Source organism: Ktedonosporobacter rubrisoli (assembly GCF_004208415.1).
Classification (GTDB): Bacteria; Chloroflexota; Ktedonobacteria; order Ktedonobacterales; family Ktedonobacteraceae; genus Ktedonosporobacter; species Ktedonosporobacter rubrisoli.
Genome location: NZ_CP035758.1, coordinates 7,921,949 through 7,948,174, shown reverse-complemented (window position 1 = coordinate 7,948,174; position 26,226 = coordinate 7,921,949). Strand labels below are relative to the sequence as shown.

The 26,226-nt window shown below is 53.3% G+C and carries 12 protein-coding genes; 1 reads left to right on the top strand and 11 read right to left on the bottom strand.

Features of this window, described 5'->3' with window-relative positions; translation table 11 throughout:
- Nucleotides 1-370: 370 nt before the first annotated feature.
- From EPA93_RS34430 to EPA93_RS34380, 11 genes are all read right to left on the bottom strand, one after another.
- Nucleotides 371-1,459, bottom strand: coding sequence for a hypothetical protein (locus tag EPA93_RS34430; RefSeq protein ID WP_129891855.1), 1,089 nt, complete (start codon nt 1,457-1,459; stop codon nt 371-373).
- A 12-nt stretch (nt 1,460-1,471) separates the two neighbouring features.
- Nucleotides 1,472-2,005: a hypothetical protein gene (locus tag EPA93_RS34425; protein ID WP_129891854.1), complete on the bottom strand. Its 534-nt coding sequence runs from the start codon at nt 2,003-2,005 to the stop codon at nt 1,472-1,474.
- Nucleotides 2,002-3,531 carry a hypothetical protein gene (locus tag EPA93_RS34420; RefSeq protein WP_129891853.1) on the bottom strand — a complete coding sequence of 510 codons (1,530 nt, stop codon included), beginning with the start codon at nt 3,529-3,531 and terminating at the stop codon, nt 2,002-2,004. The genes EPA93_RS34425 and EPA93_RS34420 overlap by 4 nt, the downstream gene beginning before the upstream one ends.
- Nucleotides 3,532-3,683: 152 nt before the next feature.
- Nucleotides 3,684-5,372, bottom strand: coding sequence for a GAP1-N2 domain-containing protein (locus EPA93_RS34415; protein ID WP_129891852.1), 1,689 nt, complete (start codon nt 5,370-5,372; stop codon nt 3,684-3,686).
- A gap of 102 nt (nt 5,373-5,474) precedes the next feature.
- Nucleotides 5,475-8,684: a GAP1-N2 domain-containing protein gene (locus EPA93_RS34410; RefSeq protein ID WP_129891851.1), complete on the bottom strand. Its 3,210-nt coding sequence runs from the start codon at nt 8,682-8,684 to the stop codon at nt 5,475-5,477.
- 19 nt (nt 8,685-8,703) lie between these two features.
- Nucleotides 8,704-12,963 carry a GAP1-N2 domain-containing protein gene (locus tag EPA93_RS34405; RefSeq protein WP_129891850.1) on the bottom strand — a complete coding sequence of 1,420 codons (4,260 nt, stop codon included), beginning with the start codon at nt 12,961-12,963 and terminating at the stop codon, nt 8,704-8,706.
- Between the two features lie 66 nt (nt 12,964-13,029).
- Nucleotides 13,030-14,205, bottom strand: a complete 1,176-nt coding sequence (locus EPA93_RS34400) for a TRAFAC clade GTPase domain-containing protein (protein WP_129891849.1) — start codon at nt 14,203-14,205, stop codon at nt 13,030-13,032.
- A gap of 22 nt (nt 14,206-14,227) precedes the next feature.
- On the bottom strand, nt 14,228-17,287 hold the full coding sequence (locus EPA93_RS34395; RefSeq protein ID WP_129891848.1) for a protein kinase family protein: 3,060 nt from the start codon (nt 17,285-17,287) through the stop codon (nt 14,228-14,230).
- A gap of 16 nt (nt 17,288-17,303) precedes the next feature.
- Entirely contained in the window at nt 17,304-19,019 is a 1,716-nt protein-coding gene (locus EPA93_RS34390) for a PP2C family serine/threonine-protein phosphatase (protein ID WP_129891847.1), read from the bottom strand.
- 57 nt (nt 19,020-19,076) lie between these two features.
- Nucleotides 19,077-19,961, bottom strand: a complete 885-nt coding sequence (locus tag EPA93_RS34385) for a vWA domain-containing protein (protein WP_129891846.1) — start codon at nt 19,959-19,961, stop codon at nt 19,077-19,079.
- Nucleotides 19,962-20,594: 633 nt separating this feature from the next.
- Nucleotides 20,595-22,454 (bottom strand): serine/threonine-protein kinase, encoded by a 1,860-nt coding sequence (locus tag EPA93_RS34380; protein WP_129891845.1) that lies wholly within the window; start codon nt 22,452-22,454, stop codon nt 20,595-20,597.
- 580 nt (nt 22,455-23,034) lie between these two features.
- On the opposite strand from EPA93_RS34380, the gene EPA93_RS34375 reads away from it, so the two are divergent.
- A complete protein-coding gene (locus EPA93_RS34375) occupies nt 23,035-26,115 on the top strand; it encodes a winged helix-turn-helix domain-containing protein (RefSeq protein WP_129891844.1) in 3,081 nt (1,026 codons plus the stop codon).
- Nucleotides 26,116-26,226: the final 111 nt, after the last annotated feature.

Sequence of the window (26,226 nt, the reverse complement as noted above, 5' to 3'; positions counted from 1 at the left end):
CGTTCTGTCAAAATGATGTTAACTAATTAGATCAACATTGTTAACTATATGGTAACTTGCCAAATTTGCTTTTGTCAACGAAAAGATGTTCTATTATATCATTTTGGAATGGTAATAATAAATATATGGAATGATTCGCCGACAAACTTTCCCTTTCCTGTGGATGTTCTTTGCTAGCTTGCTCTTCATTATAATCATAACTATTAAGAATATCAACAATTACTCTTGGTTATATTTCAAGGGAGGAAGATGGACCTTGGCGGTCCATAGGCAGGGTTGGGGGAAGAGAAGTAAGAAGATGGCCAAGCCTGGCTAGAAAGCACAAACCTGCCTTTCTAACCAGGCTGTACCAGGCTGCAAGCACTCCTTATTATTGCTGGATCGTAAGAGTCAGCATCTCTTCGCTCAAGCCAAAGGTAAGGGCTTGATCGGCGATAGTAGGTTGAACTCCGTTCAGGCCGGTCGGATCAGTTCTATTGCGCACCGTCACACTATACGTTCCCTTCTTGCCTGCTGGAAAGTTAATAGTCTTTGAGAAGGAGCCGTCGCGATTGGGCTCGATCGTAAGATGGAATAGATCCTGATACCCACATATCTTTTGTGCACCCTTTGCGCAGGTAGCCAGCACTTCAAGCTGAAAGTTGAGCGGCAGGCTGGCAGAAACGCCTTGCCAGTTGAGCAGCCAATTGGAGCCTGTAAGCGTGAGCGGCTTGTTGCCGGGAATCAGATAATTTTGCGGCTGTGCACAGGAAGCATTTTTTTGTGCGCTCTGCGCCGCGATGGTAATGCAAGGAACCTGAGTAGTGAGCAAGGTGAATGGCTCCCCGCTACTGATAAGCTGAGTTCCTAGCTGGGCAGTAATCATATAGGCTCCCTTCTGAGTGGGAAAGGGTGAATCCCAGGGCCATGAGTAGAGAGTTGCGTTGTTAAGCGCAGCCTTAATGCGTGGCGCAGGCAAAGCTATGCAAGACTCGGCAGCTTTTGCCTGCTGGCAAATTTGTGGGCTAACATTCTGGGGCGTAAGCCACCAGTGATCAGGTATTCCCTGTTCAGGAAAGTTTGTGCCGAGCAGAATAAGGCGCGCGCCGGCGGGTCCACCTGCCTGGCCAAGATAGGTTGGCGAGCAGAAATCAAGGCTCGGCTTAGCGCCAGGAGAAGCCGACGTTTGCTGAAGCGGGCAGCTAAGCTCGGGGAGCGGCCAGAAATGGGGAGACCCGGATATTGGGGGAGAAATTGGTTTCGCGGGCGCCGCCGAGCTTGCTGTTAGAGAGGTGAGGAAGCGATAGCCCTGCGCGGCGAGCCCAATCAACAGGCACGCTATCAAGAGGACGCCAAGTCCGTACCATACGTGGGCAAACTTGACCTGTTTCCTCTGAGCGAAGCTGGCGGGCACAGCTGGCAAGCCATACTTTGGCTGAGGGTAATGCTGTGCCACCTGGAAGTTGTCTTGACGCTTCATCGCTCTATCCTTCTATGCTGGCTGTGTGAACAGGTAGATATCCAAAACTATGTGATTTGGATCATCGCCAAGGTTATATAGTGGATCGTAAAAAGCTGTTTGCATAAACACAAAGTTCTCTTTACCCAGCCCATGCAGGAGAGACATAACCTTGAGCGAGACAGCTTGCGCACGTGGAATCTGATCCGTATTGTTGGCTCCGCCGTAGGCAATAACCAGGCCGGCCCGGCGTCCCTGCAGAAAGCCCAGCGCGCGAATGCGCTGCTTAAAATTGTTGATTGCCTCCGAAGAATTGTTTAAGAGCCCCTCAGTATCGACGTTAAGAGAGACATGATGGGCCTTCAGCTCAAGGATCGGCAGCGGCGTGGGACTTGGCATAGGCGTGGGCGTCGTCTGGGGCGTGGGTGTTGCGCGCGCCTGGGGCGTAATGCCTATCGTATTAGCCGCCAGAAAAATGACAGCCAGTCCAAGCAGCAGATCGGCGAAGAGCCAGCCGCTCAGTAGGACACTATCGCGTATGCGTCGTTGACGCTGATATGGCTTCATGCCTGATCCCCCTGCCCAGATCGTTTTCCTAGATTGTTAATCACGCCTTCCAGTTTAAGCGTGGTATTAAAGATAGCCGTGGCGGCATCGCTAAGATCAGTGCCGCCCTTGCTGATGGCGTTGGCAGCATTGATATGCCCATTGACGATATTGGCCATGTCAGTACGGGCCGTAGTTGGCAGCGCGGCGTAGAGGCGTAGAAGATCGTTTGTATCTACTGATAAACGGCGCATATCGACGCTGAGCGCGCGCACAGGCTGCAAGGCGTCTTGAATGCCCAATGTGACTTGCTTCATGTTGTTTGCAAGTTCTTTTTGCGCGTCGCGCTCCTGGCCGAGTTGATCGAGGAAGGTAGTTTGTTGCGCCGCGAAATTGCCAAAATTGTTGATAAGGTCCTCGGTCCGGCGCGTAGCAGTATCCAGGCTATCAAGAGCGTCTGTAAAGTCGCTGGCCCAGGAGCTCTGTTGTTGGGAAATCGTGCCAAGCGTACTTGCATTGTCCTGTAGCGCCTGCGCGTTGCCCTGCAATTGCTGAATTGACTGATTCACGGCCCCGAGCAGTTGCTGTTGCTGGTCCGCCAGTTCCCTGGCTGGCTGCAAGAGAGCCTGCAAGCTGTTGCACATCTCCTGGTTGGCAGTTTCGAGACGTTGAGCGCTGGCACCGATATCCTGGGCAAGACTATTTGCGGCTCCCGCAGTGGCGCCGATCTGTTGGAGATACTGCTCGCTAGTCTGGAGCTGAGTGGCCATGGCATCGGCAACGTTATTCAGCTTATCGGCGATGGTCTGGGTGGTTGCATCGAAGCGGGCGAGCATATCGTTGCCCAGCTGTTGCATGGTGCTGGTAATTTTGTTGGCCATATCTTCGATATCCAGCGCGACCTGTTGCAGGCTGCCGGTCGTTGTGGCCGTTTGTACTCTATCCTGCAAGTAGAGGCTGGCCCGCGCAATCGTATGCACAAGCTCAGAGTACAATAGCTGGGCCTCTCTTTCCTTACGCAAGCGATTTGTGCTGATAAGCATGTGAATGACAAAGGTAAGAGCTAGAATCAAGGCCAGAATGAGCGCATCCATCCAGGCGATACTACTCAAGGTGAGCGATGATGGCAGGCGTCCCTCAAACCCTTGCTGCCAGAGATAGAGGAAGGGCTGAATGGTCTGGTTGGGGTGATGCTGTAGAATATCCTGGACAAGCTGATTATAGGCCTCGGTAGCTTTAGAGATGCTAAACCAGGTGATCATAATAGGAATAAAGATGAAGACATTGCGAGCGCCTTCCAGTAGCTCTACAAGGCTGCCAGGTGCCTGTTGATCGCGTAACTTTTCGGCGATTGCATCGGGGTTGATGATCTTATATATGTCGGCCCCGGCCCAGCGCTGGGCGGCGGTCCCCCGTTTTTCTACAGCCACGCCTAGCATGCTCAGACGTTCGGCTGCGCTTTCGTCTCCACTTTCCTTAAGGCGCCGGGCTAGATCTTCAAGAGTTTGCTTGATAGAGATTGGATCGAGTACATCAGGCGATAACATCTATGCTTACTCCCTGCATTATTATGAATACTATGAGACCTGCTTAAATTTTATATTTTGTATGCTATAGAATCTTTTATAGCAGCTAGCCGATACTACGCTCTGCTACAGGCTTTTCGGGCTATAAGCAAAGCAGTTTTTTGGTTAAGCACCTATATCCCCCTATCTAATTTATGGCGTAACTTCTGTGCTATGTCCCGCAAGTGGGGCTGATTTTCCAGGTACTGAAGGAAGGATGCTAGAATATTTGCATAATGCCGCCGAAGCTGCTGAACCTGGCTTGCCGTGGGAGTAGACAAGGGATCGGCTATAAGCTCTTCAAGCGCGATTACCTGCCATTCTCTGGCTAGCGAAAGTGAGAGCAAGGGGCCAAGCTGCGGCCATCTGATAGAGAGCAAGGGTCTGAGGCTTTCCCCCTCCTCTGTGGTAAAGATCTGCGTTGCAAGTTGGAGCAACGCTTGCCGAATAGACCAGTATTTATAGATGAAGTTGTCGAGCCGCTGACCAGGTAAGGAGCTGTAAAAGGTATGCCAGAGCTCTGAAGTTGGCTCAGGCGTGGAGAGGCTGGCAAGCAAGGAGAGCACCATCAGAAAGCCGTTGCATTCCTCGATCTGGGCAGCCTGGAAGGCAATATGCATGGCTTCCTGGGCCAGGACAGCCAGCGCCCGGGCCAATTCTTGATTATGCTTGCTTACCTCAGCGAGTTGACGGAGCAGGGGATGTATGGCGCTTTCCTGCCAGGTCCTGTCCTGTATACAGGCGGCGAAAAGCGCAGCTTGCACAGCTCTTTGCCTAAGCTGTGCGGCCGCCTGCTCGGGCCTGCGTAAAAGTGCCTCCATAGCCTGCCGCGACAATTTTCCACTTTGCGAGGCGCTGGCATAAGCCTTGAGAAAAGTCTGCGGGTTGTCTGCGTTGCCTTCAGCGGCAAACTCGTCAAGCAGAGCAGTCATATTTACAGCGTCTTGTGCGCTCAGGCTTTCCAGCACATCGCGAATAAAACAAGACACGTCGGGATGCTCCTCTAACTTTGACTGGCGACCTGTATAGCAGTTAAGCGCCAACCCTTCGCGATAGCATTCCTCGGGTAGGACATCGCGCAAGGGCCGCGAGGCGCCGGGAGCCTGGCAGGTTCCGACAATGAGGCATTCGTGACGCGTCCGCACATCATACTCGTAGGTGCTAAAGGTCAGGCCGGCACAGAGCGAGGCCGGCAAGTAGCGCGTGAGCAATTGGAGAAGGCAGGCAATCTCATCGGGCGGCGCGGCCAGGTAAATATGCTGGCCAGGCTTGCGCGTGAGATAGGCCTGTAAAAGAAATGGCAGCTGGGATTGCACCCGTGGGCTCTTGTCAGGAGCCATGCTACACGCATACTTCTTCACAACGTCTGCGGTAATAGTTGGCAGCAGGGTTCCTTGCGCGTTAAGCTCTGGCTCGAACGTCTGCCAGAGGCTCGCGCGCCAGAGAGAGATGGCGTCGCGGGCCTGAAACTCCTGGTTATAGCTGCTCAAGATGTGAATGAAGGGACGACCTCGATTTCGCTCGCCGGTATAAGCCTTATGCACAAGAATGCGCTCCCCTTGCGCGGTGAGGACAAAAGCCAGACAGACCGGCGCTTGCTCCGGCTTTAAGTTAAATGTATTTGTCCCCGGCGGCAAATCATAGCGTAGATAGCGGTTGAGCCGTCGCAGGCGCTCGCCTCTGGCCTGTTGCAAACCTGCTGAGGCAGCTCGAATCTGGTAATGAGCGGTACTGGTACGGCCCTTGATTCCATGGATAGTCAAGGTATACCAGAGCTGCTCAAAATCCTCTCGCTGCTTCTCGCCAGAGGCTAGATCTATCACCCTATGCCTGTCTTCTTTCATTACTTACAATTTTTCTATTTCTGCTCTCTATGCAACAATTTTTTTCTATGCATTGGATTTGGATAGAGCTGATTTTTTACTTCAATGTTTTTGGCGTGTCTGCAATTTGGCTATATATCTGCCGGCGGCAAGAATGCGTTTATACTCTTTCTCCGTGAGTATCAGCTGCACTTTTAATCCTTCATTCTCTTCGTAAAGCTTGATGAGAGCTTCTTCGCAAGCTGGCGACCGTTTGCCCGGGCGGCCAACTTGCTGAAAGGCCACATGGAACTGATAGGCAAGAACCAGGAGCTGCCATTCTTCCTCGGTGATCCGGGACCTGTTCCAGGTGAGCGCTATACGGTGTTCAAGCCAGAAGCGCGCTATCGGCTCAATCCCCCTTTCTTTACTCTTTGGCGCCAACAGCTCATGCATGCGCTTGAGCATATCTTTTCTCTCTTTGTCTAAGCTTGCTTGTTCTTCGGGTTGCAATCCATCTGTGACAAGCTCCTCGTCAGGCTTTGAGCTTTGACCTGCCTGGTCTGGGGAAGCTTCTGGCGCAGTGCTAGCCGGAGCGCTCTGGCCCTGATGCACTATCTGCTCCCAGCGCTGGCGCGTTTCTGCCGGCCAGTAGGCCACGATCTGGTCCTCAATGAAGGGCAGTAGCTTTGAGTTCTTAGCTTGTTCAGAGCTCGGATTGGGTACGCCATAGAAGAGGTAATGAAGCATCTGCACGGTAAAGTCCGGCGCTGCCCGGCCTGACGCTTGTTGATCGTGCGTATCTCTTGCATACAGCGCAAATTGCAGGTATGCGGCAAGGCGGCGGCGGCGGCGCTCAAGCTCTTGCTGGCTAAGCCGCTTTTCTAAAAGCGCTTCGTGAGCTCTCAGGGCCAGGCTAAAAAGTATCCAATTGGTTGGGGTGGCTCCTACTATTGGGCTCAGCGTGGCGGCAAGGAAACCTAGTTGCACCGCCCCATCGATGCAGCGCTCTAGCGCATTGAGCAGAGGCGTGCTGAGCGCCTCGAACGCGTCTGACGACAAATCTTTCAGAGTGCGCGCCAGCCCTGCAATCCGGCTCTGCACGAGAGGTGTTTCCTTACATATATTCCACACATAGGCCTCGCCCAGGTCGAGCAGGCATTTTTCGGTGGGATAGAGGGAGAAGAGAACTTTTCCTTCCTCCTCAAAGAGTTCTGCCTTGCTGGTGCTATCTAGCCTGCTGGCGCTAAGCAGCCGGGCTATTTCGCCTACAGGAATATCTTTATGTCGCAAGAAGCGAGGCAGAAGCTTTTTGATCTCAGGCTGGTGGGACGCAAAGTCAATATAGAGCTTGCGGACCTCGGAAAGGCCATAGTAGTCAAGATACTCGTGGCTTTGACATTCTTGAAAGAACCTCAAGGCATCTCTCTCGCCGAACTGGCCACGCTTGAGAAGATTGTTTGCTATTTCATCGTCAGGGCAAGCTTTCAGCAAGTAGCAAAGTAGCTCTATCTTAGAGCTATACTTGTTCTCAGTCAGCCTCTTAAAGAAGGACTGCAGGACCTGCCATTTATCCGGCTCATGGCTGCTCAGCACGCTCTCCACCAGGGCCATAATGAGCTCGTGGTCGTGCTGATGCCAATTCGGCATAAAGGGAGCCGTCGTCTCGTTGAACTGCTTCATGAGCAGGTAGCTCCAGTGGGGCAGAAAAAATGTAGTGGTCTGCTGGGCCGCCCTCCCAGGCTTCTCGAAGGGAAGCAAAGAAAGGAGCTGAACAAGCTCATTGGGCTTGATAGAGAGCAGCGAGGCAATGAGCAAATCGTGCTCAAGATCTTCTGGCAACAGGACTTTCAAGGCCACATCCAGCAAATCCTTGCGTAGCTGCCAATTGCTACGAATAGAGGCCAGCGCACGCTCTTCATATTGTAAGTCCTGGAAAAAATTGTTCCAGAGGCGCTCGTACCCTCTGCGCTGAGTCAGTGAACGCAGGGCATTGAACAAGCAGTTATAGCGCCTTTCATCCCTACGGGCCACCTCCTCTAGCGTGCGCTTAATAAGGCTTTGCTCCAGCGTATCCCACGCGCCCCTGCTTGCTTCAGCATCATCAACCATCCGCCTCAACATAGCTGGCGCGAGCTTCGTTTGAAACCAGGTATAATCATTGATGATCAGCTCGATAACCCGCTGACAGAGCTCCCAATCATTCAATTTGTGGGCAAGATCCTGCTCTTTCAAAAAGAGCAGCAAGATCCGCTCTTTATCGGCGCTCTGCTTATTGGGTATCTGAGAAGTGGCTGGCGTTTCCGCAAGCTGCAGTGGCTGGGAGATTGGCTTTGCCCTGGCCAGCGGCCTGGCCTCCGCCTGTGTCCTCGTGGCTTGATAGTACTTGAGGAAGCTCTTCACGCTTTGTTCGGGTACCTGGCTGAATTCGCTGAAAAGCTCCTGAAGCTCATGGCTGCGGCTCTGTTGTAAGATCTCCTCTACATATTCGGCATAAGCTTTATAGGGTAGCTCTGCGGGCAAGACTTTAAGAGCGCTTGCCTTACGCTGCCGAGTATCGAGATAGAGGAGATTATACGCGCTTGATAGCTGCACTGAAGAGGGGATGGCAGCAGTACCTACAATACGACAATCCAACCTGCTGCTAATCTGGGGCTCATAGGTGCTAAAGGTAGCGGTACGCAACAAGGTAGGAGGGAGCAGATGCGTAAACCAGAAGAGCAGATGGGCTATCAGCTCGGCTGGGGCCGCAATTGCAATAAGATAGGGTTTTAAGCCATTTTCAAGGCTATACTGTTGGAGAAGGTAGGCATGAGTGAGATAAGACAGGTGGGTCCAAATATTGAGGTCATTGCTCGGTGCGAAGCTTGCCCACTTCTGCAGCTCTGAGTAGGAGAGCTGGGGAAGCCTGGTCTGCCGATCCTTGACAAGCTTATCCGCAGTGTACCACAGCTCTGAGCCCCACAACCTGATCGCCTCGGATATAGCGAAGTGCGCGGACAGTCCACTGAGCATATGGGTATAGAGCGCAGCCTCGCCGGTTTCTGGCAGTTGGCGATAGGCTTGATGGACCAGGATGCGCTCACCCTCTGTAGTCTGGCGCAGAGAAAGGCTGATAGGAGCTCTCTGTGAGGCCCCCGAAAAAAGTGGAGCCGCAGGCAAGGCATAGTCAGCATAACCTCTTAGTTGCTCAAGCTTCTCGCGAGCAATACCCTCTGAGAAAGCTTGAAACGTTCCCTCCGGGCGCGGATCTGCGTTTCTGCGCCAGGTTGCCGAGGCCAGCTTCACAGGCCTTATAGAGATGATTTGCTCGATATGTTGTTCGTTACTCATCGCTTTATTACTCTCAAACTCAGGGTTTCTGACTTTGATCCTTCTTTGGCTTTCTAAGGCGTTGCTGCTCCGCCTGATGCATGGGACCAAAGCCTGGATGCGAGCGGAGATCGCTAGCTCTATGAACCTGTTGACGTTGCCCACGAGCTGCTGGCGGGACGGCAGCCTGGTTATTGGCGGGGGCCTGGACCGTGGCTGAGCTATACGAACTGGTTCTGGCTGCTTCAGAGCGTGTCGCGCTGACCGTGGGAGGACGAGCGACTCGTCGGCGCGCCAGCTTGATACGCGCGCGCTCGTGCGCAGTAAGTATGGAACTATATTCCTTCTCGTGGGCATCGGCAAGCTTGATAATCAGCCTTTCGGCTTCAGGGTCGGGGTCAGGTGCGGCGGCGTCAGCATTCCAGCAAACGCTATAGAAATCGCAGGCAAGCTTAAGCCTCTGCCTCCACTCAAGAGGTAGCATATGATCCAGCACCTGTAGCTCAACCATATACGTGTCCCAGAGCAGAGCATATTGGCCCGCGCCGGCGTATTTCTTGCCTGCAACGCTCCCGAAACTCTTGTTGATGGGCAGGTAGAATAGCCAGGCTTTTAAAGAATCGAGCACCGGGATGGGAGCAGCCGTTTGCTTGCCGGGAGATGTGATTGTCGAAGGTATGTTGATGGTCGGGCCAGATTCACCAGACATCCCTATAGAAGTTGGCAGCGGGAATGGAGCTTGATAGCTGTGCAAACCCTTTTCCTGCTGCCAGAGCTCGCTTAGCTGGTCTGGCCAATTCAAGGCCTGCCGGTTCACAAGGTCAACAAATGTGACAGGAGCCCCATCCAGAAGCTGCGCACGCAGCTGTTTCTTCAATTCGGACGAGAAACTATCAACTATCTCGGCACCAAGGGCGAATTGGAGATATTCACAGGCGCGCTGCGGCCAGCGTTCATCCTGAGGACCAGCCTCGTTCAGATGAGTTCGCACATGCCCGAACATAGAATGCACAATCTGGCTGACAATCTGCGAATCGGCTAGCAGCAGCGTTGAGATGATCACGCTTAGCTGGATAGCGCTCTCGACGCAGGTAGCCAGGGCGCTAGCGAGAGGCTGAATGAAAGCCACTGCCGGGAAAGTCCTGTTAAGAATAGCTTCGACAAGCGCTAAGATGCGGCTCTGATGGCTGGATGGCTGCTGGATGAAATCCCAGAGCGTATGCCAGGCCTCGATCTGCTCTTCGCAGGCAGCCGGAACAGGGGCGAGCTTGTTATGCAGAGCCTGCATAAATTGCTGCGCCGACGAGGGGGAGAAGGCCGAGCCAGTCAGGTTAGCGAGGTAAGCATCGAGCAAGGCACGCAATATTGACGAGGCTGGATTGCGACCCAACTCGCGTATGCCATATTGTTCGAGGATCAACGCTCTATCCTGCGCGTTTAAGACCGGCTCGGCTGCCGTCAGGAGCTCATCTACCGCGTCGGCCTGGATATCCTTCCCCAACCAGCCCAGCAAATATTGCTTGAGCTGCGGATGGTTGGGAAGAAATTGACAATAGAGCTTACGTGTCGTCTGCGCATGATAGCAAAAGGGAAAGTTGCCCTGACCATAGGTCTGGAAAATGTTAAGAGCTTCTTGCTCGTCTGGCTCCGCCTGCGCAAGCAGTTGCTCGGCGATCGGATCAGTGGGCCGGGCCTGTAAGAGCTGTTTGAGCAGTGGGAAGCGTTGCCGCGATCCGCCCTTGCCCTGGATAACGATTTTGTAGAAATCTGGCACCAGTTCCGCCAATGTAGGCGAGAGAAGTAGCTGAGGGCCAAATTGCCTGAGCATAGTAGCGTAATCTTCAAGTGTGGGATTAGCAATTTGCAGCATGGCCGTAACATGAGCTTTCTTGATCCTAAGCCGTTTCAGGTCCTGTTTAGCTACGATTTGCTGCAACGTGTTGTTGAGGATCTGACGTCTGCTCTCAGGTGAAAGCTGATCTGCGATGGCCGCAAAGCTAGCGTTTATGAGCGCGGCTGTCTTTTCATCAATGAGATAAGGTGCATAGAAATGCTCAAGCAGATGGAACGTCTCGTCTGTGCTCAGCTGAGCGATGGCTAAGAGCTCATCCAGATATTTCACGGTGACGGGCTGAGCGAGCCAGGTGTCCAGGAGCTCCATCTTTGCCTGAAATTTATTCTCGACGAGCACTCTGAACAGCTCCAGGGCCGCATTGCAGGCATCAGGGCGCCGCGTGCCTAGCAGCTGTTTGGTAAGCCCGAGCAGTTGAGGGACGGCTGAGTTTAAGGGTACAAGCGTTTCGGAGGGCAGCTTAGAGCCGCGCCTATGCTGCGAGCGAAGCATGGCCAGGAAGGATTGCGTGACTAACACATTCCACTCCGGAGGCAACTGTGGCATAACTATGCGCTGCGCTGGCTCCCTGGCAGACCTGCTGCCGGTGAGCAATTTGATAAAATCCTCGCTGCTGGCCAGTTTTAATAGCGGAGCTACATACTGATTATGCTCAGCGTTGCTCGGCGTGAGAGCCTTGCATGCATCGGCTAACAAGAAATTGCGTACAGCCCAGTGCTTCAAGGCAAAGCGTTGAAGCGCCTCCTCATGTCCAACGTGGTGTAACAGACTGACCCAGGTCTGCCCCCCTGGCATTGGCGGCTCAAGCTCAAGCATAAGCTCATGTATAGCAAGGAAAAATTCAAAATCATCAGCGTAGGCAGCCCTGAGAAGGTGATCCAGAGCCGTAGCGGTAAGGCGTCGCAAGCCTTCGTTGATCACATAGGCATCGTCAGGGCTAACCTGGCTGCTCTGGCAGCTGGCGCGCAAGCCGCGGACCAGCGCTGGTAAGCTCTGGTGTAGCCAGTGAACGTGTTCGGATCGCGTCTCCTTTTTCTCGCCTTCTGGTGTCAGCGGGGCGCTGTCCCGATAGAGGCGATGGAAGATCTGCTCGTGCACAAGGGGATTGTTTAGCATCTCTCTGGCCAGCACTATATCACTAAAGAGATTGCTGAGGTCCTTGAGCGAGAGTTGATTGACGGCGATCACTTGAAAGTAATATTTGCGCAAGAATTCATGAAGGGTAAGCTCGAATGCGGGTAGCAATTGCTCGATCTCGGCCAGGAAGCTATCAATAAGCTGATAATTCTGCGTTTCTAAGGCCCTCACCACAGTCTCCGCATAATGAGAGCCCAGGGGCAGGTTAGCCGGAATGTGCTTATCCTTTTGTAGCGTTATCTCAGTGAGCTTGGATTGACTGGCCTGATAGGTATTGTAGACAAAATCCGTCGTAGAGCTGGTCGCGGGCAAGAGCCGAGTGGGCTGGCTGCCACGATCATAGGCCGTAGGCGGCAGGCAGGTCCCAACAATACTCCAGGTGCCCTTGTTCTGTAGATCTTGTTCATACGTACTGAAGGTGAGGCGCTGCAAAAATTTGTGCGGCATGACACGAATAAGCACGGCAATGAGATAGGCCACGGTATCCGGAGGAGCAGCGATAAGGATGCGTGGCAGCTGCGGTGTCACCTGAAGCTGTGCTTCTAGCTGGCGGATGTCCTGCTCAATATCCTTAAGGTTTCGCCCCGAGCGATCCCAGAGTGGCTTTTCTTTGCGCTCATTGAGCTCTTGCCTGAGCTCAGCTAACCTGACCTCTTCCAGGCGACGTTGCTCCTGCTGCTGCTCAAGAGTCGACTGCTGGAGAAGATAGGCGTGGATCACAAAGCAAAGCTGCTTATGCAGCTCGTCGCTGGCTGCATCGCGCTCCTGGCTATTCTTTCTGAACGGAACATCTTTGAATTGTGCGGCAAGCAGTTCCTGGTCGTCAAACTGGACTTCCAGGGAGCCGAACCCGTGCCGAGCTATGATCTCCTGACGAGATGTAGTCTCTATCTTGGGATCGATCTTCTCATTATCAGCTCTTTGCCAGAAGGAGGAGCGCCAGAGGGCAATCACCTCGTGAGCCTTCAGGCCATCCAGGCCCACAAGGATATGGGCAAAGTAAGCTCCCGGTCGGTTGCGTCCATCACGACCCGTGTAGACCTTATGCACAAGAATGCGCTCATTCTGCTCAGTATAGGCGTAGGCAAGACAGATTGGGGCCACGTCCGGTGGCGTATTAAGGACATCGGAGCCGGACGGCAACTTGTAACGCAGAAAGCGCGATAACTGTTCTACTTCTCTGCTCTTAATTCGCCTTAAGCCAGGCGAGGCCGCGCGTATGCGGAAGCCAGCAGGAATCTCATCAAGCCCACGCGTTGACCAGGTATACCATAGTTGCTCAATTTGCTCGTTCTCTAGCTTTCTTGTCATATCCCACCTTCCCGGCTATTGCATCCTTTTATACTCTCAGTTTCTACTCTATCTTAGCCTATTCGTCTATGGTGTATATTCTTCTTGAAGCAGTTTAAGCTCATAAAGGACCCAGAGTATAGGATCTAAACAGCGATGGGGCTCAACCGCAGGCAGGTTACCGTGCTCGTCTGGCGCGTAACCGGTGGCCGAGGTGGCAAAAAAGCGTGTCTTCGAAGTACCAGGAATCGCCTGCAGAAGGGTACGGTCCCCATATTCGCGCAGCAAATGACGCACTTCCTGATCCACATTGTGAATATCTTTCAGATCGATGCCACCTGCATAGATCTTTGGCTTCATGAAGCTGAATTGCTGGCTCACCGGCGTAACATATTTGAGGAGATCGGCTTTGGGCAGAGTGATGGCCAGGGGAAGCTTGCTCAGGCTGGCCCCGGCAGTTTTTCCATAATATTGCTCAACCAGCTGCATGATGTTATTCAGTCCCTCGGTTGGATTGCGTGCAGGTGCGGTTTTATACTGCAGGTGCGGCGGCAAGTAGCTGGCGATCTCTTGCATAGAGACCGGATCGGCCAGATAAATAATGGCATCGGCGTTGAGCACATAAGGTGCGAAGCGAATCATCCTGCCCTGAACCATATAATCTTCACCCGAAGTATCATAGATGATTAGATTAACGCTCCTGGCGGGCCGATACTTCTCGATGCGCGTCGTAAGCTCGTAGATCAATGGCTTGTGCGTGGTCTCGGTTGACGGCTGATTTGGTTGGAGAACCTGCTTATACTCAAAAAGGGGGCGTAGATAATTGTCGAGATAATACTCTCGCACATCGGGAGTCAGGCAGCGAAACGTCGTGTATTGATCCTGGCGCACAAGCCTACCCTCGCTCAGCTGCTTGATAATCGCAGAGATGTAGATGCTTTTCCCTGAAGTGTTTTCGCCCACGATAGCAATGGTCAGGCTGCGCGTCCTGTCAATGTTATAAGGCAGGAGATAGGAGCAATGATAGCATTTACGACGCGCGCCAGTCGTCACATAGCGCTCGCCCGTCAGAGGCTCTGGATCATTGCGAGCCCTGAAGCTTCGCAGTGATCCCGGGTTGGGGGCTGGCTTAAGTACCGTGCCTGCTGGCCCTTCTGCCGAATCTTCAGTCGATACGATCTCACAATCTCCCGGATAGAGAAGTTTGAGGCAAGATGGGCAGCGACGCTGGTTATCTTTGTACAGTACTTCAAAAAGATTCATGTTACCTACCTGCCTGTGTTACTTATATTATTTTGCGCCTACTATTGAGCGAGGATGCGGACGAAGCTAACTGCGCGATCTGTTCAATGCCTGTCGAGACCAGGATACGGCGCTCGCGCGGGGGAGCAAATGGTCCCTGAGCTTCGCTAAGATCGCCCCAGAATTCGCGTATAGCTGCACAGACGCGTACGTAGAGCAGCGCGTGGTTGCCAATATCGATCTCGGCTCTGTAGAAGGGCTCGTGAGCTCTACGAATAGCGTGATGAAACTGAGCTGCCTGGATGTCTGCTGTATAGCGGATAAGCGGCGGATAATCAAACGCGCTATATATCAACAAACCATCGCGGATCTGCTCATCCTTTGGCCAGCGCCAGCCTACGACAAGAGAACGGCGCCCTCCAGCCGCCTGGATATAAACCTGTACCTGCTCCAGCTCATGACCCCGAATATACCTGCGTAAGGCGCGGTTAAGATCAGACTGCAAGGGCTGCAGAGCGCGCAAATCCTGTACTTCTAATTTGCGGGCCATCTGCAAGGCCTTTTCCTGCTGACCGTTATGGAGCATTTCCTCAAGCGTCTGTACCTGCTGCAAGCGCCGCACGTATGTTTGCTCATCCGGCTGCAATTTGAGCAAAGCATGATTACTTATGCGCTTGTAGGCCTGGCGGATCTCGCGCTCATTGCCACCTTGCAGGCTGCGTTGAAAATGCTGATAGTTGGTGAGATAGTCGCGCGCGGAAGCGACCATAGCGGTTTCGGCGGGGCTCAGCTGGCAGCGTAGATGCACTGCCAGGCTTTCATAGCTGTTTATAATCTGTTCGGCCTCGTTGCTCTTAAGAGCTTTTGCGAAGATACGCAGTTGTTCAGCATACTGCTGAGCCATGCTGATGCGCTGCTCTTCCTCGGCGGTAAAGCGCAGCCGGCTTTGATAAACTGAGCTCGCTATCTCTTCGAAAGCGGCCAGGAGCAGCTTATCATTATCTTCGGCATAGCCACGCCTGAAGTTCTGGGCCAGGCGCACAATTTCGCGCTGCTCCTGGGTGAAGGCTTGCATTGTGCGCAGGGTTGGGGCGAACTGTTGATAGATTTCTACTATCTGCTGCAGGTTCTGGCTGGCTAAAGCTGCCTGGAAGGCTTGAAGCCGGCTATAGCGCTGCTCCGCCCGGCTGATGCGTTCAAATTCGGCATCAGTAAACTGTAAAAGATAGGAACAAGAGGGCTGGAGAAGCGCATTGAAGGCCTTGCTTATGCCCTCGTCATCGTCACAATCATAGGCCTGCACAAAACTGCTTACCTGAGCAAGAAAGCTATGCTCCTCCGCAGCAAGGCCCTTGCTGCTCCGCAAAAGAGGGATATAAGCCTCGGCGATGGTGCGCGCACGCTGGCTCTTGAGCGCTGTCTGCAGGAGGGCCAGAGCCTCATTATGCCGGCGCGCCAGCTCGATACGCTCGCGCTGCTGCTGCGTAAAGCGTAGTGAGGCGAACTGCGCTGCCTGCCGAATCGTCTCGTAGAGCTCAATAATGCGGGCATCGTCATTGGTGGCGCAGGCCATGACAAAATCCTGAGCCAGTTCGATACATTGCCGTTCCTCGTCAGCGAGGAACTGGCTAAGATAGGCCAATTCTGCATAGCAGGCGGCCAGAGCTTCTATCTCGCGCCCTTTCAGTGCCGCGCGAACATCATGACGAAGCTGACGGCGCTTTTGCGCAAGTTCAATGCTGCGCTGCTGGCCTTGCGTAAAGGCGATAGGCACTGAGAGCGCTAGCTTGTGTAAGGCAGCGCTGCTCTCAAGCAAGGCTTCATCATCCTGCTTCTGCTCACGATAGGCTTCCAGGAATATGCGCGCTAAGCGAACCGCCTCGCGCTCATCAGGCGTAACGTTCTTGCTGCCGTTAAGGATAGGATCATACTGATTGGCGATCTGAGCCAGCTTACCGGTTTGGAGGGCCGTGCGGAAGCGCGCAAGGGCCTGAACGCGCTGCTGGGCAAGTTTGGCGCGCTCGCGCTGTTGGCGTGCTGGCTGATAGTTTTCCAGGAGCGGATGCCAGCTCTTACCGATCAGCTCATCGTCATCGGTGCTGATTGCCGCGTTGAGCCGATCGAGGGCCTCGCGCTTCTCATAGTCTGGATCGATGAGGTGGAAAGGAAAGCGTACCTGGTCAATTGGCTGTTGGCAGGCCTGCTTCAAGGCAAGAATAAAGCGCTGAACCTGCGGATCGGCTCGCAGTTCCAGATCCCGAAAGAGCTTTGAGCGCTGCGGCTCTTTAAAGTCGTCTTCTTTAAAGAGGAGGTTGCTATCAAGGGCTTCGCCTCGATTTCCGCGCCTGGTATAGGCGTTCCATAGGTCTGGAGCAAGCGAGAGCGCCAGGAGAACGACATAGATAACCAGAGCAGAGAAGGCATCCATATGTTCGTTAAATTTGCGTTGCGCCGATTGCGGGTGCTGATAGTCGGGCTGGCCGAGTACTATCGAATTGAGCTGGGCGAAGGCCGGAATATAGACGCCATCATAATCGATAAGGACGAGACGCCCATCATGACGAACCATAACGTTTTGGCCGGCGAGGTCGCCGTGGGCCACGCCAGCCTTATGCAAGCAAGTAATCAAGGCAAGCCACTGCTGGCTCAAGGTTTTTAAGCCAGCCTTGTCGCGCTGGCGACAGAGCGCATCGATTTTATCGGAAAGTGTATCTCCCTCAATCCAATCCATTTCAATAATTGGATAAACGGTATCTGGCTGGCCAGCTTCCTTAACTAAGATCCCTGAGGCATGGTATGTAAAATCCGTGGTGATGGCCGGGAGATGCATATGGAAGTAGGGGCCAAGGCGTTCATAGCGAAATTGCATATCCGGGCTCATGGGCACTCTAAAGCAGCGCAAAGCCCGAAAGCTTCCACTGCGCGTGCGAAACTTGTAGACGACAGCAAAGCCACCCTCAATGCCCCATGGACGTTCGAGGGTGCCCAGCGCCGTTTGCGCCTTCGAGGTCTCTACTTTGCCCTGCTTGAGCTCCGGGTCCTGAATCTTCAGGCGTATAGCCGCGAAGCGCATGGCATCATCATAGGAAAGCCGCCCTGCCACAGTATTATTACCTCCATCAGGTTGATGGGTATCTCTGACCCGGCCTGCGCTCGTCTGGTCGGGTCCATGTTTGCCTGTAGCCCTCTAGCCAGCGCTGGAGGGATTGAGCATGCTGCTGCAAATATTGGTCAAAGAGCTTAATGCGCAATTGTATAAGCAAGAAAGCCCTGATCTCTGCGTCGCTAGCTTGCAGCCCCGCCGGCTGCTTTAGCCATATGGGGGCAAAGGCTGACTTGAAGGCTGCTAGCTCGCTATCCAGCAAGGCTTCGGGGTCCAGCACTTGGTGCGGGTTGGCGCCGTTCACCTCGGCGATACCCTGCTGAATGTAAGGATCGTTGTCTATCTCCTCGATAACGCTGCGCTCTACCTCAGCTTGTGGCAATATGATTCGCAAGGTTGCGCGCAGATAGAACGCTTTGAGCAGGCAAAATCGACTTAGCTGCTCCGGGCTGAGGCGCTGTACTTCTGGGAGCGGCTCCGTGGAGCTCGATCCGGGGCCTTGCAAGCCAGTTTCCGGCTCCTGCATAGTTGCCTGCTCTGCTGAGGGCGAGATCGCTGCCGCAGCAATGGGCGCAGAAGTAGCCTGGCCCGCGACCGAGCCGAGCACGCCAAGATGTAACAGCGACTGGCGAAGTTGCGCGGCGCAGGGTTCTGCTTCCAGCAGCGGAGCATACTTTTGCCAGATGGGCCGCATCCTGGAGATCAGATCAGGACTATTGAGGGCCGCGCGCAGCGCGAAGAGCACGGTCTGAAACGCATCGGCTACCTGCCTGGCCTCTTCCAGCGCGCTTTGGGGATAAACAACTTCTTCCAGCTTCAGATCATTGCCATCTCCATAGAAAATGGCAAGCATTTCTTTATTTTGCTCCGCCAGAGCTTGCTCAAAGTCCCGCTTACGTTCCTGGCGTATGTCCTGCTCATGTGCGGTAGTCGGGAAAAGCTGCTGATAGCTGCCAATCTGCTGAGGCTCCATGTAGAGCTTAACGATAAGAGCCGTGCAGTCGTCATCTACCATATGCTGCGTTCTGCGTTGCTCTTCAATAAAGCCAGGCCAGCTGGCCGAATTTTGAGCCAGCAGTTCCTGCAAGGCCTGCTCTGGTGCGGTATAAGCTCCGCCGCCTGAGCCCATGATCCAGCGCGCCACAGCATCAGTAGCCAGCACCACTGTATCGCCGGCCTGCAGCTGCACTTGCTGACGCTGGACGCTGTGAAAAGAGCGCTTGAACATGCCTGGACGTGAGGGCAAACAGAGCGGAGACAGCTCAAAATCCTGCTCAGTGCTGAGCGGAAAAGCCTGCAGTTCAGGCGAGGTCGCCTTCTTGACAAAGATACAGCTATCACCGATTGCTAGTAGCTCGGCCCTGGCCGCCGCTGCGTCGATATCAATGAGGCGCATAGTGGTGAGCGTGGCCTGACTTCCCTCGTTCTGGATTTTACGGTAAGCGTTCCAGCTTGCACTATCCTGGCCTGCCAGGTGCTCGCGTTGCAGGCGATAGGCGTTCTGGGCGCGCCGTAGCCACCATTCAACCTCAAATGGATCGCTACCAAGCAAGGGAACAGCCAGAAATTGCTTGACAAGAAGCTCGGCCCACCAATTGGAGAACAGGGTGGTGCCTGCCCCATCGGAGACCGCAAACAGGCCACGCACGCCATTATAGCCACTGTAGTCTTCGCAGGTGGCTGCATCATGCTCGGATTTCCAGTACTGGAAATTGCTAATTTGCGCAAACATTGGCGATGATCCTTGTTGCTTGCCCTACTATCAGCACAATGTTGGGCTTGCCGGTCTTTATCTATCCTGGTCCAGCGGCCTGGTAGCCGGTACTGTGGCGAAGATGAAAATATGCTGAACGGAGGCGGCGTCTCCGTTAAAGATAAGCCCGCGTGCCCCTGGCTCTACGGGCTTGCCTAGCATCTGTTGGAGCCGCTCGCGGCTCGTATCGGGAATGAAGCTCGACATGCTAAACAAGCTTCTGGCATGCCTGTCGTTGGGGAGCTCATATTCTTTGGCCGGATACCGCACCGGCGAGATATTCAGATCGGTGATATGGACATTGAACAATAAGGCCTCACCGTCGTTGGTGCTGATCTGGCGAATATCACGGGCCAGGCTGGTTGGGTCGCCATCGGTAGCCATTCCATCGGTAACGTTGATGATGACTGGTGGATAATGCTCAAGATGATCATCAGCCCACTGTTGCGCCAGGTATTGAGCGTGACGTAGCGCCGCGCACATCGGCGTGCTCCCGCCAGCCAGAGGCTGAACCCAGACCGGGAATGGAATAGGAATCTCGATGATCTGACCCGTCTCATCCATCTCTTTTCTTGTGCGCTGCTCAATGTCGATGGGATTCGTCAGTAGCTCGGGCAAGCTGACAAAATCGCGCTTGCGCAGCGCTCCCCCTAGCACAGAGCCAACAAACGAGCCCTCATAGCCAACCACCGCCACATCAGCCCGCGGCTTCACAATTGTCGTGTTGTCGTTTTGGGCAATGGTATTGGTGATGATCAGCTCATTCAGGAAGTTGTTGAGAACCGTTGCGACCATATCGCATTTGCGCTTGCCCGCCCCTACCTGGGCAGTGCCAAATGGATCGGACATGGAACCTGATTGATCAAGCAGAAAAATAAGGCAGCCGGGTCTTGTGCTTTCCCAGCGCTGTTTATATGTCACGCAATTGCCTCCCTGCGCTACAAAACAACATTTCAAACTCTGATGGAAGCGCTAAGATACTTAGTGCCCCTTATTAAGAGACGTCACAGCTTTACTTAATTGACGTATAGATCAGCGCACATTTAAAACGTGTTGAATCAGGGCAGAAGAAATCTAGACTCTTCTGGCGGCTCGTCAAGAGAAACGAGAGAGAGCAGACACGAGCAGAAGCGCGATTTTGTGAGCGGCAGATCGCAAACTCCTGTCCTCAACGAGTCTTGCCATATTTTCTTTCCCCTCACTACCATCTCCTTATACCATTGCTACTAATATATCCAAGTATAGAGATTACGAGTCTTTTTGTCTAGAGCGTTTTTTAGAAAAAGTACTATTTTTTGCTGCTGCACAAGAAAGTAGACGATTACGTACAGCAAGGCCAGGGAAAGCGAAATACAAGGGATGCTGAAAACACAGGCTAGCAGTATAGTAAGGGCAAGTATGCGGCGTTATAGCCGAGACATGAGTTTAATCCCAAGAATATTGGGCAGTAGAGATGAAGGCAAGCTAGCGGATTTTTCAAGCGTAAGCTGAAAGACTGAGCATGCAAGTGGCGATTTCATGCATCCCGCCAGAGACGAGATGCATGAGGAACCTTCAGGATACGCGGCGCAGGACATAATTAATATGGAGCCAGGCGCTAACTACAAAGAAGACGATAGCGATAAGATCAGGAGATGGCAATATTGTGAGAAAAGGAATATGGGGCAACTGGTTGGCCAGAACCAGCCCTATGCCAGCCCAATAAAGCGCCAGCAGAATGCCAAGCAATATCGCCAGGAAACGATTAACGAGATGTATGCAGCCAAGAAAAGCCAGGAGAGAGCACAAGCAAAGCAGGAAAACCATCCAGGAGTGAAAGAGAACTCCCATCCCTATAGCCGAGAGCACATTGAGCAGCTTGCCAAAGGTGCGGAAATTGCGGAACTCGCGCAAGCGATCGAACTCCGCGTCCAGCGCGAACCAATGCCTCAGTACCTTCGTTGGCACCGTGAAGAGCTCAGTAAATTCCGCAAAGCCACCTTCCTGGATCGCCTGCTCGGGGAGGCGCACATTAATGGTTGTCGACATAGCAGGATCATTAAGGCCAGCAAAGGAGGAGCCCCGAGGCCGCTGCTGTGGCGCAGCTAGCTTATGTATAATTTGAGGAGAAGGATCGGGCGCTTGCAGCTCTACAGGCTCAAGCTGGAATGGAGTCTTGCTGAAAACAGGAGTGGCAGAAACCGGCCTGGTTGGAATAAGATCAGGCGCGGATTGGAAAGAAGCAGGCTGCGTGGGCATGTCGTCTTGCTCATCCTGTTCCATCGAGATATCCGCGTTGGCCTGCTTCTGGTTGGCAGCAGGCTCAGTCGGAAATCGATCAGCTTCAGGCTCCGTCTGCTTCTGAGCAGGCACAGGCCATGGCTGAGGTTTCAGGGGACTGTCAGGTTCTGTCTGCCTCTGAGCAAGCACGGGAGTCTGAGTAGGTAAAGATTGCCTTGCTGGAGGAGGTGAAGCCGTAGCAGGCTTTGGCACAGGCTTCACCTCCTGTGGAATTATCGGAGCATTTCCATGCCCTGATACAGCCAGCACGGGCTGCCCAGGATGTTGCTTAGCCAAAATCGCCTGAATCGCCCTCTCCAGAGCCTGGGCGAAGTCCTTCACAGTTGGAAAGCGTTCTTCGGGCTCCTTAGCCAGAGCCTTCATCACGACATTTTCAAGCTCGGGCGTGACCTCTGGCCGCCGTGGCCGGATGGGAGGAGGCGGGCTTTGCAGCTGTTGAACTGTGATTTGCTCCTCACTGCCGATAAAAGGTCGTTCGCCGACTAGCCATTCATAAGTAACCACGCCAAGAGAATATTGATCGCTGGAGCGGCGAATCTGATGCTTAAAACGCTCGGGAGCCATATAGCTAACAGTCCCCATCAGCATCTTAGAATACACAGGATTCTCTTTCTCCAGCACAGAGATATCGGCGGTATGGCTGATATCAGCGATCCCGAAGTCGCTGAGCAGGATCTCATCTAGCGCGTTGACCAGCATATTTTCTGGCTTAATGTCACAATGCACAAAACCCTTGGAGTGGGCAAAATGGAGGGCCTCGGCCGTCTGCTTGATATAGGATTGAATCACGCGGAGGGGCAGTTGTTCTCCCTTGGGATAGAGCTTTCGCACATTGCCCTTCTCCGCCAGGCTCATCACGATATAAGGAATGCTACCATGCGATTTCACCTCCACGCCGCACTCCAGCACGCGAACAATGTGTGGATGGATAAGTTGTCTTATCGTGTTTGCTTCACGCAAAAAATTGTCGCGCGCCCTATCCGTTAGGGCTGTTTCCTTGATCACTTTTATCGCTGCCCGATAGTTCTTTAAGGCCGTGTGCTCGCCCTCATAGACCGTGGCGAAGCCGCCGGAACCCAGACTGTGGGTTAAGCGATAATACCCCAGTTGCTGACCTGCACGATCTTGTTCCATTTTATAAAATCCTTTAAAAACTTACATTGATAGCGCTGCTAAAGCTACTGGGCTTTACAGACGTTTTTATCACAATGTACACAATTGGCTATGCCTTCATCATATAGAAGCCGTGAATGTTCCCAGACTTCAACATCTTTGCATTTTGCCTGGCTAGCCCTCCTCTGTAGCAAGCTTTATCTATATTGTCCTGCTAGAGATCAAAGCGCCCGGGTGGGATATTCTTTAGTATTGCATAAAAAGACGCTATTTACTAGATAACTACATGTGCAAATTTTTACACCGTCTGCTGTTACACACAAGAAAAGAAGCTAGAACTGAGTCAATCCGCTCGCTCCCTGCCCCCTGCCCCGAAAGGTTCTGCTACACCTGGTCCAAACGAACTGACCCTGGTCTTGGAAGTTTACGACTTGACGAAGAGATTATGCATGAGATATCCTGCTTAAATAGATGTATGTTAAACTTCTGCGCCCGAATGCAAACACCTGTAAATAATAAGCTTGAGAAGGAAAATCCACCCTCTGCTATTGGGTAATAATTTGGGTAAAATTATTGCCCAGAAACTCGATGAGGTACTGATATGGCACGTCGAGCTATTGCGCGCGTCATTAGTAATCAACTTTGGCGTCTTGATGCAACCGGGAACGAGCTGGCGCCTATCGAAGTGGGCGCGCACGATTGGTACGCCTGGTTAGAGGCTCAGGAGGCCAGTTCCTTTGCTTATCGCACACCTTACGGCGCCATGACCGTAAGGCGCGAGTCGCGTCAAGGAGGTTGGTACTGGTACGCCTATCGCCTCCAGGGCACCAGGCTGCGCAAGGTGTATCTGGGTAAAGCTGGAGAGCTTACGCCTCAGCGCTTGAGCCAGGCCATTACAAAACTTACAGACAAGCCAGCCCTGACGCCGGCCGAGCAGCTTACCCGAGAGCCGCAAGATATAGCCCTCCCCGCCAGAGGTTTGCTTAAAACCAGATTATCACTTCCTCCCTGCCCGGCCCACCTGGTCTCCCGTCAGCGTTTATGGCAAGCCCTCTATGATGGCTCAAGCCGTCACCTGACCTTGCTCTATGCTCCTGCCGGTTATGGCAAGACCACCCTGCTCAGCGAATGGGTGAGATATAACAATTTGCCGGTAGTCTGGCTCACGCTGGCCGAGGAAGACAATGAGCCCTTGCGCTTTCTCACCTATCTGCTGGCCGCACTGCAGGCACGTTACGCCCAGCTTGGTGCAGATATCCTCAACGGTCCCCTACTCTGGCAACAAAGCTCACTCTTCGAAGCCCTGACAGAAATGCTCAACGAGCTGGAGGGGCTGTCCGAAGACGTGCTGATCATCCTTGATAACTATCATGTGATCGAGAGCCAGCTTGTCCAGGAAGCCATAAAATTTATGCTCGATCACCTGCCGACGCGGGTTCATATTATCCTCTCTACGCGCTATAAGCCTCCCTTCTCGCTGGCGCGCCTCTATATGCACGGTCAGGTGGCCGAATTACGCGCCAATCAGTTGCGTTTTACGCAAGAAGAAATGCAAGCCTTTTTCAGGCAGGGCAGCCATGAGCTGACTTCCGTGAACCTCGACTGTGTGAATCAAAATATAGAGGGCTGGGCAGTCGGGCTTCAACTCGCGCTGCAGACCGCGCGCAAGCCTGGCGCGGCTCCCCGCTCGCTGGTGGACCTTGTGAAGAACAATCGGTATTTTCAGGACTATCTTGTGGAAGAGGTGCTTGATTATCTGCCCGAGCATATCCGTGACTTCCTTCTGTATACTGTATCGCTTGAGCATTTTAACGGCTCGCTCTGCCGCGCCCTGACCGGTCAGATAGAGGCACAGCAGATTCTAGAGCAGTTGGATCACGAAAATCTATTTATTGTCGCGCTGCCCGAACAGCCCGGTTGGTATCGCTATCAGCGCTTGTTCGCTACGGCGTTGCGCCACTATCTGCAACAAAACCAGCCTGATCTCATCCCTGAAATACACAAGCGCGCCAGCGACTGGTTTGCCGAGCAGGGATTTACGCGTGAAGCTATCGAGCATAGCCTGTCCGCGCAGGATCTTGAGCGAGCCGCCGGTTTGATCGAGCAGATGATCCATCCGCTGCTAGAGGAAGGTGAGATTGAGACGCTGCAGCGCTGGTTGACAAAATTGCCCGACCACATACTCAGCGCGAGCCCTTTGCTCTGTATCGCCTCCGCCTGGCTGATCTTCCTAACGACGCAGGCTTTGCAGGACTTTGCCATATGGCTGGATACCGCCGAGGAAAGCATACTGGCTCAGGAGGAGCAGCTATCGCCGGCTACTGTAGCCTCTTTGCGCGGTGAAATCATTGCCCTACGGACTATTCACAAGGTCGCTTATAATGATTTTGCCTATGCTGCGGCTGCATGCTCTCAGATCTTGTCGATACTGCCTGAAGATAAGGCCTATGCGCGCAATTTTGTCTCCTTCGCCCTTGCCCTTGCCTACCAGCGGGGCATAAGCGTGAGCACGGCCTGGCAGATGTGGGCCCAGGTCAACAGCGATAACCAGGTAGCCGATCATGCCCTGTTGGGCCCATATATATTGCAATTGCAGGCCGAGCTATATGCAGTTCAGGGGCAGCCGTTTGAGGCCCTCAAGCGCTATCAGCGCATTCTTAGCCTGGTGAAGCGCGAGAATATCCACCCGGCGGGGGTGATTTGCTTCAGGGTTGGTATGCTCTTCTGGGACTGGAATAATCAGGAAACTGCAAGACAATATCTGCTGCAGGCCTGGGATATCGGGCAGCAAGCAGATAGCTCCGTCGTAATGCTCAACAGCGCGACTTGCCTGGCCCAGATTGCCCAGATCCAGGGCCGCACCGACGAGGCCGATCGCTGGCTTAAGCATACTGACGTCTGTTTTCAAAGCGCTGGAAAGTTCGAAGTTATTGATCTGCAGGCGGCTTTATATGCCTGGATTGAGCTCCAACGGGGTCACCTTGACGAGGCTTTGCTCTGGGCTCAGAAGCGCGTGCGAGCTGGTGAGGAGGCCAGTCAGCTTAATGCTGAAGAAGTAGATCTGACCATGGCTCAGATCCTTGTGCAGGCCTGTCATGAGCAGGCTGACAATGCCGTGCTGGTGCAGCAGGCCACTGACACCATAGAGCGCTTGCGCACAAATGCGGAAACTGTAGGTAAGATTTATGATCTGATTATTATACTTGGCCTGCAAGCTTTGCTGCTGTATTCTCAAGATAAGATCGAGGATGCCCTCTCAGTGCTGGAGCGCTCAGTTCTGCTGGCCGAGCCGGGCAGATATATACGTCTCTTCATCGATATGGGTGAGGCAATGGAAAAGCTCTTAAGGCTCTTGCGCGAGCGTTATAAGACCGTCAAGGCCACGGAACGCCCCATCAACCTGGCCTATGTACGCCGGCTGCTTGAAGCCTTTGTCCAGCCTGTCCCGCACACCCGCTTGATCACCACGGGTGAGGAGCGCATATTGCTCGATCCTTTGAGCAGTCGTGAGCTTGAGGTACTGCGTTTGCTGGCCATCGGGAAAAAGAATCAGGAAATTGCGCGTGAGCTTGTTATCGTGACTGGCACAGTCAAGGCCCACATCAATAGCATCTATCGAAAGCTCTCTGTCAATAGCCGTGTGCAGGCCATTGCCCGAGCCAGGGCTTTAAATCTACTTTGATGCCCTCATACGAAATCGCCAGAGAGCTTGAAGATGTTTCCATTTTCCAGCGTAAGATCTTTCTCTCATCCGTGGGAAAAGATTTACCCATCCTTTTAACCTTCGATAGAT

Excerpts from the sequence above, each read along its gene's own strand:
- EPA93_RS34430 (WP_129891855.1), bottom strand. The coding sequence starts at position 1,459 with ATGAAGCGTCAAGACAACTTCCAGGTGGCACAGCATTACCCTCAGCCA.
- EPA93_RS34425 (WP_129891854.1), bottom strand. The coding sequence starts at position 2,005 with ATGAAGCCATATCAGCGTCAACGACGCATACGCGATAGTGTCCTACTG.
- EPA93_RS34405 (WP_129891850.1), bottom strand. The coding sequence starts at position 12,963 with ATGACAAGAAAGCTAGAGAACGAGCAAATTGAGCAACTATGGTATACC.
- EPA93_RS34400 (WP_129891849.1), bottom strand. The coding sequence starts at position 14,205 with ATGAATCTTTTTGAAGTACTGTACAAAGATAACCAGCGTCGCTGCCCA.
- EPA93_RS34410 (WP_129891851.1), bottom strand. The coding sequence starts at position 8,684 with ATGAGTAACGAACAACATATCGAGCAAATCATCTCTATAAGGCCTGTG.
- EPA93_RS34380 (WP_129891845.1), bottom strand. The coding sequence starts at position 22,454 with ATGGAACAAGATCGTGCAGGTCAGCAACTGGGGTATTATCGCTTAACC.
- EPA93_RS34420 (WP_129891853.1), bottom strand. The coding sequence starts at position 3,531 with ATGTTATCGCCTGATGTACTCGATCCAATCTCTATCAAGCAAACTCTT.
- EPA93_RS34390 (WP_129891847.1), bottom strand. The coding sequence starts at position 19,019 with ATGTTTGCGCAAATTAGCAATTTCCAGTACTGGAAATCCGAGCATGAT.
- EPA93_RS34375 (WP_129891844.1), top strand. The coding sequence starts at position 23,035 with ATGGCACGTCGAGCTATTGCGCGCGTCATTAGTAATCAACTTTGGCGT.